Source organism: Streptomyces sp. NPDC046977 (assembly GCF_040644455.1).
In the GTDB taxonomy this organism is placed as follows: domain Bacteria; phylum Actinomycetota; class Actinomycetes; order Streptomycetales; family Streptomycetaceae; genus Actinacidiphila.
Genome location: NZ_JBEYWO010000012.1, coordinates 234,328 through 240,327 on the forward strand (window position 1 = coordinate 234,328; position 6,000 = coordinate 240,327).

Consider the following 6,000-nt stretch of genomic DNA (forward strand, 5'->3'; position numbering starts at 1 on the left):
GGTTCGCGGCCTCCCTCACCGCATCCAGTGGCCGGTGGTGGTCCAGCCGAGGAAGCGGCGTCCGGTGCCGTCGTCCGCGCTGCCCCCGGCGGCGACCTGCCGCAGGCCGGTGAGGGCCGGGGCGAGCCGGGCCGCGACATGGCCGGGCTGACGGGCCGCCTCTTCGTGCAGGTCCGCGATGACGCGCGCCTGCACGGCGGGCGGGCACAGCGACAGATGGAACAGCATCTGCCGCCACGCGTAGGCGGCGTCCTTGATCGCGGGCAGCGGCCGCGGATTGTTGTGGATCCGGGCCGTGGTCCGGCACACGGTGGTGAAACAGCGGCGGGCCAGGTCGTCCCAGCCGGGCCGGGGTGTGATGCCGACACGGCCGACCAGCGTGGCCAGGTTGTGCGTGGTGAGGATCTGGGCCTGCTCGATGACCATGCCGTTCGCCGCCACCGACCAGCCCTCCGCGCCCGCCCGGCCGGCCCGCCGGGCGCACAGCTCCGCGAACGCGCGTGAACCGGCGGCCGGTTGGCCACTCGTGCGGATCAGGGCCCGGCCCGGCTCCGTGATCGCGAGGTCGCGGACGGCCGCGTAGTCGATGGCGTAGTAGCGCTCGTACAGGGTGCCGCCGAGGAGTTCGGCGGCGACCCGCGCCGCCGCGAGGAACTTCGGGGTGAAGGTGCCCTCGAAGATGTCCGCGGCGAGTTCCTCGACGAACGGCGCGCCGGACTCGGCCTGCCGCGCCAGCACGCCCAGTTCGCGGACCAGCGGATTGGGCAGCAGTGTGCCGGGAAACGCCTGGACGGCCAGTTCACCCAGCTCGCGCAGGACGACGGCGGCCGGCTCCCGGCTCTCCTCCGCGACGCGGTACCCGGCCACCGCCTGCACCCAGGGCAGCTCCTCGATCCGCACCTGATGGGCGAGGTGGTGCAGGAGCAGCGACCGGCGGTTCCGGAACGCCCGGTAGTTCGCGGCGGCGAGGGTGCGCAGCGCGGGGTCCGGGTAGGCCTGCGCGCCCGCCGCGGCGACGAGTTGCGGCACCAGCTCGGCCAGGACCTCGGCCGAGGGCACCACACCGCGCTCCACGAGTGTGCCGACGGGCGCGCTCGACGCGGCCTCCACGACACGCCGGATCGCCGGCGGCACCGACGCGCCCGCGGGCAGGCCGGTTTCGCCCGCCTCGTGCTCGGTGACGTCCTCGACCAGCCGTGCCGTGTCGGCCGCGCCGATGTCCTGGGGGAGCAGGGAGAGCCTGCGCGTGACGAGTTGGGCCAAAGCGTGGTGGGAGGGCAGGGCCGCCTGGACCGTCTGCCGGGTGCGCAGTCGCGTGTGGCGCTCGGAGCCGGGAAGGCCGCGACGGCGCACCATGGACTCCACCGCGTGCCGGAGCAGGCCCAGCCGGCGGGGGTCCAGCGGCCGCCCGGCGACGGTCTCCTCCAGGGCGCCGCGCAGAATCCCCAGATTCTCCGTCGGGTCACGGTGCTTGGTGCAGCGGGTGTGGACCGCGGCGAGGTCCTGGTAGCGGCGCAGGAGTTCCGCGCCGCGTTCCTGCCAGTCGCCGTCGGGGACCTGGTCCAGGACGCGGCCGGTGCCGGCGGTCTCCAGCCAGTGGGTGAGGAGTTCGTCGCCGAACGGCTGCCAGATCGTGAGCGCCTCGCGCTGGGTCTCGACGGAGGCGTGGGGCCGGCGCCGTGCCAGGGACTCACCGGCGTCGCCGACCGTGCGCCGGTGCACGGCGCGGGGGTCCGGCGGGGGCAGGGCGGACGGCCGCGGCGTGAAGCGCAGCCGTCCGGCGAACGGTTCCAGGACCCGGACCAGGCCGGCCGCCGCGGTCACGTCACCGGCGCGCACCAGCCAGGCCACCGTGAGCAGGGCGGCCTCCTCGGGCAGGGCGACCTCGTAGCGGCCGCTGTCGAGCAGCGCCCAGAGCCGGTCCAGTCCCGGTTCGGTCAGGCAGTGCGCGAACAGTGCCGAGCGGTCGGCGGGCACACCGGCCGAGCGCGCCGCCTCGCGCTCGTACGGCAGCAGCGGGCCTCCCGCGCTCGGGTCCGGGGTGGCGAAGCCGCCCCGCAGAACCTTCGGGGTCACCCACGCGGGCAGTCCGGCCACCGGGGTGCGCGAGCCGATGGCCAGACGCCCGTCGGCCATTGCGTCGATCACCGCCCGCCAGCGCTCGACGCGGGTTCCGGCGCGGTGCCGGGTATCGGCGTCGTGGTGGGTCAGCGCGGTGAGGAAGGCCTGCGCGAGCCTGTTCCGCGGATAGGCCGCGCCATCCGATGCGAAGGGAAGCTGCTGCTCAGCGTCGTTGTCCATACGCCGACGTGGCAGGTTCCGCCCCTGCGCCCTCCGGGTCCCGAGCCCGGTGCTCTGCTGCTGAGCTACACGCCGATGCACGCGACAGTAGAGCCCGCCCGGGGGCCTGACCAAGTGATTTCCCCGCGCGGGGCCCGCCGGGGAAGCCGCGGGAAACAGTGGATCCCCGGTCGGCAATTGCGGCCCGGGGATTTCGTCGCGTATATTGGGGAGTTCTGCGTATCAACAGAAGAGGCCCCTCACTGGGGGCCACTTGGAACACCGTATCGGGCAGGGAGCCGTTTTGTCAACTCGCGGGGACGCTGAATTGCAGAGGGAACAGGAATTCATCGACCGGGTCTACGACCGTGTCGACACCCTGCGCGGGGTCGCGGCACACGGTGTCGAGGACGCGTTGACGCCGGTGGGGAACGGTCTGCAGGCGCGTCTCGAACGTGATGTGCTGGTCGCGGAGCGTTCGGGTCTGCTGGCGGCCCTGAACGCGGTGGACGGTTCGCTCTGTTTCGGCCGCATCGATCTGCGCGACGGTGCCGTGCACCATATCGGCCGTATCGGTATCCGTGAGGACGACGCCGACCACACGCCTTTGCTGATCGACTGGCGGGCGCCGGTCGCCCGTCCGTTCTATCTCGCCACCGGGCACACGCCGATGGATCTGCGCCGGCGCAGGCACATCACCACCGAGGGCCGCACGGTCACCGAGCTGCACGACGAGATCCTGGACCTCCGCGACGCCGAACGCAGCGGATTCGAGGACCCCAGCGGGGACGCCGTGCTGCTGGCCGCGCTCGGTTCCGCCCGTACCGGCCGCATGGGCGACATCGTGCGGACCATCCAGGCGGAGCAGGACCGCATCATCCGCGCGCCGCACCGCGGTGTCCTGGTCGTCGAGGGCGGTCCCGGCACGGGCAAGACGGCGGTCGCGCTGCACCGGGCGGCCTACCTGCTGTACGAGCACCGAGAGCTGCTGGCCAAGCGCGCGGTGCTGGTCGTGGGCCCCAACGCGGCCTTCCTCGGCTACATCGGCGAAGTGCTGCCCGCGCTCGGCGAGACCGGGGTCATGCTGGCCACGCAGGCCGAGCTCTTCCCGGGTGTCCACGCCCGCGGCACCGACAGCCCCCGCGCGGCCGCGGTCAAGGGCGGGGCGGGGATGGCCGAGGTCCTCGCCCTGGCCGTCCGCGACCGGCAGCAACTCCCGGAGCCCGGCGCGCCGGTGGTCATCGCGCACGACGACGGGGAACTCGTCCTGGACTGGGAGATCGCCTACCAGGCCCGGGAGGCGGCCCGCGAGACCCTGCTGCCGCACAACCTCGCCCGCCCCTACTTCGCGTTCCACGTGATCGACGCGCTCACCGCGCAGCTGGCCGAACGGATCGGCGCGGACCCCTACGGCGGCCCGAACTTCCTCGGCGCCGACGACATCGCGCAGCTCGGCAAGGGCGTCGCCGCGAGCCCGGAGGTCCGCGCCGCCGTCGCGGAGCTGTGGCCGGCGCTCACGCCCGAGGACTTCCTCGCGGGCTATCTCGCCGATCCGGTGTACCTGCCGCCGGACGACGCCGAGGCCGTCCGGCGCGCTCCGGACGAGGGGGAGTGGACCCCGGCCGATGTGCCGCTCCTGGACGAGGCGGCGGAACTGCTGGGGACGGACGACAGCGCCGCCCGTGCCGCGGCCGAGGCCGAGCGGCAGGAGCGGGTCGCCTACGCGCAGGGCGTCCTGGAGCTGTCCCGGGGCTCGGAGACGTACGAGTTCGAGGACGAGGAGTCCGAGCGCCTGGCCGCCCACGACATCATCGACGCCGAACGGATGGCCGAGCGGCACGAGGAGGCCGATCACCGGAGCGCGGCCGAGCGTGCCGCCGCCGACCGGACCTGGGCGTTCGGGCACATCATTGTCGACGAGGCGCAGGAGCTCTCGCCGATGGCCTGGCGGCTGCTGATGCGCCGCTCGCCGACCCGTTCGCTGACCCTGGTCGGTGACCCGGTGCAGACCTCGGAGGAGGCCGGGGTCGGCTCGTGGGAGAAGATCCTCCAGCCCTACGTCGGTGACCGCTTCGAGCACGTCAGGCTGGGGGTCAACTACCGTACGCCCGCCGAGATCATGGAGCTCGCCGCCAGGGTCGTCCAGGCGAAGGACCCCTCGTTCGAGCCGCCCGGTTCGGTGCGTTCCACCGGTGAGAAGCCGTGGATCCGGGACGCGGGTGCGGACCTGGCGGGCGCGGTGGCGCGGGCCGTCGAGGAGCTGACACCCGAGCAGGGGCGCCTCGCGGTGATCGCGCCGACCGCGCTGCACGAGGAGATCGCCGCCCCGCTCGACGGGGTGACGGCGGGCGCGGAGCCCGATCTGACGCGTCCGGTGGTGCTGTTGGGCCCGCGTGAGGCCAAGGGCCTGGAATTCGACCATGTCCTGGTCGTGGAGCCGGGGCGGTTCGGCACCAGTGACCTCTATGTGGCACTGACCCGCGCGACGCAGCGCCTGGGCATCCTCCACCGGGAGGAACTGCCCGAGTCACTGCGCTGAGCGCCCCGGTCCGTCAGGCCTCGCCGTCCGCGACGGGCCGGACGGCGGGTGCCTGCGGGCCGTGTCCGGGCAGGAAGAGGACGAGGGCGCAGTGGTCCTCGGCCTCCACGCGGACCTCGCGGCCCCAATGCGCGCTCAGCCGGTGGGCGACGGCGACCAGCCGCCGCCGCTCCTCACGCGAATAGGCGGGGAAGCGCACCCAACCGCGATCGGCGATCACGCTGCCGAGCTCGTGGAAGAACGTGTTCTGCGCCCGCTGCTCCTCCTCGTCGGTCAGCGGGGTGGGCGCGTCCTCCGCGGGCACCAGCCGGACGTTGTACAGCTCTCGGGTCACGGATGCCTCGCGTTCTGCTCGCGGTGACGTACGCAGACGGCCCCCTTCGGCGCGATGCCGGAGGGGGCCGAATATTCGTAGCGGGGGCGGGATTTGAACCACGCGACCTCTGGGTTATGAGCCCAGCGAGCTACCGAGCTGCTCCACCCCGCGTCGGTAACTCAAGCCTACATCAAGGAAGTAGGGGTCGCAGGGATTTACCGCACCGGCGCCGGGGTGTGTGCCGTGCGGCCCCGACCCTGGGGTCGCTTCACCCCGTTCAGCAGGCTCGTTCGTACTCGACCTGTGCGACGGGATTGCCGTCGCCGTAGTCGTGAGCGCGCGTTCCGCCGGTCTCGGAGAAGCCGCACTTGACGTAGAAGCGGCGCGCCTGCGGAGTGTCCCGCAACGTCCACAGATGCACCCGGGGGACGTGGTCGTCGCGCAGCCGGCGGAGGGCCTCGTTCATCAGTGCGCCGGCGATGCCACTGCCCCACGCGTCGGGGTGGCAGTAGAAGCTGAAGACCTCCGCGAGACCCGGCCGGGCCGGGGAGGGTCGCAGAAGGCACAGCGCCAGGGCGAGCCCGTCCCGTTCCGCGAGCAGGATCGTCCCGGCCCCTTCCGCGATCCGCCCGTGCCATCCCGTCCGCCGGTCCTGGACGGCGCGCGCGGCGAAGCCGGCCTCGAAGAAGGGGGAATGGGACGCCGCCCAGGCCGCGGCGTGGATCTCGCCGAGCCGGTCGGCGTCCTCCGGACGGGCGGGACGGACCTCGATCACCCGGCCAGGCTACCGACGCTGCCCCCCGCAGAGCGCGCCGGTCCGGGGCGGGGGCCCCCGAACCGCCCCGGGTGGCGGCGGAGGGGCCGG

4 protein-coding genes and 2 tRNA genes are annotated in these 6,000 nt (G+C 73.5%); 1 reads left to right on the forward strand and 5 read right to left on the reverse strand.

Translation table 11 applies throughout. The features are described 5' to 3' along the window. Positions 1 to 15 precede the first annotated feature (15 nt). Positions 16 to 2,301: a hypothetical protein gene (locus ABZ883_RS20440; protein ID WP_360907839.1), complete on the reverse strand. Its 2,286-nt coding sequence runs from the start codon at positions 2,299 to 2,301 to the stop codon at positions 16 to 18. Positions 2,302 to 2,304: 3 nt separating this feature from the next. Then, positions 2,305 to 2,376, reverse strand: a tRNA-Pro gene (locus ABZ883_RS20445). 232 nt (positions 2,377 to 2,608) lie between these two features. Here ABZ883_RS20445 and ABZ883_RS20450 point away from each other — a divergent pair. Further along, complete coding sequence (locus tag ABZ883_RS20450; protein WP_360907841.1) at positions 2,609 to 4,819, forward strand: UvrD-helicase domain-containing protein; 2,211 nt, start codon at positions 2,609 to 2,611, stop codon at positions 4,817 to 4,819. Positions 4,820 to 4,832: 13 nt separating this feature from the next. Here ABZ883_RS20450 and ABZ883_RS20455 read toward each other — a convergent pair whose 3' ends face one another. The 3 genes from ABZ883_RS20455 to ABZ883_RS20465 form a co-directional block, all read right to left on the reverse strand. After that, entirely contained in the window at positions 4,833 to 5,153 is a 321-nt protein-coding gene (locus ABZ883_RS20455) for a hypothetical protein (RefSeq protein WP_360907843.1), read from the reverse strand. 78 nt (positions 5,154 to 5,231) lie between these two features. After that, a tRNA-Met gene (locus tag ABZ883_RS20460) sits at positions 5,232 to 5,306 on the reverse strand. A gap of 106 nt (positions 5,307 to 5,412) precedes the next feature. After that, positions 5,413 to 5,910, reverse strand: coding sequence for a GNAT family N-acetyltransferase (locus ABZ883_RS20465; protein WP_360907845.1), 498 nt, complete (start codon positions 5,908 to 5,910; stop codon positions 5,413 to 5,415). Between the last annotated feature and the right edge of the window lie 90 nt (positions 5,911 to 6,000).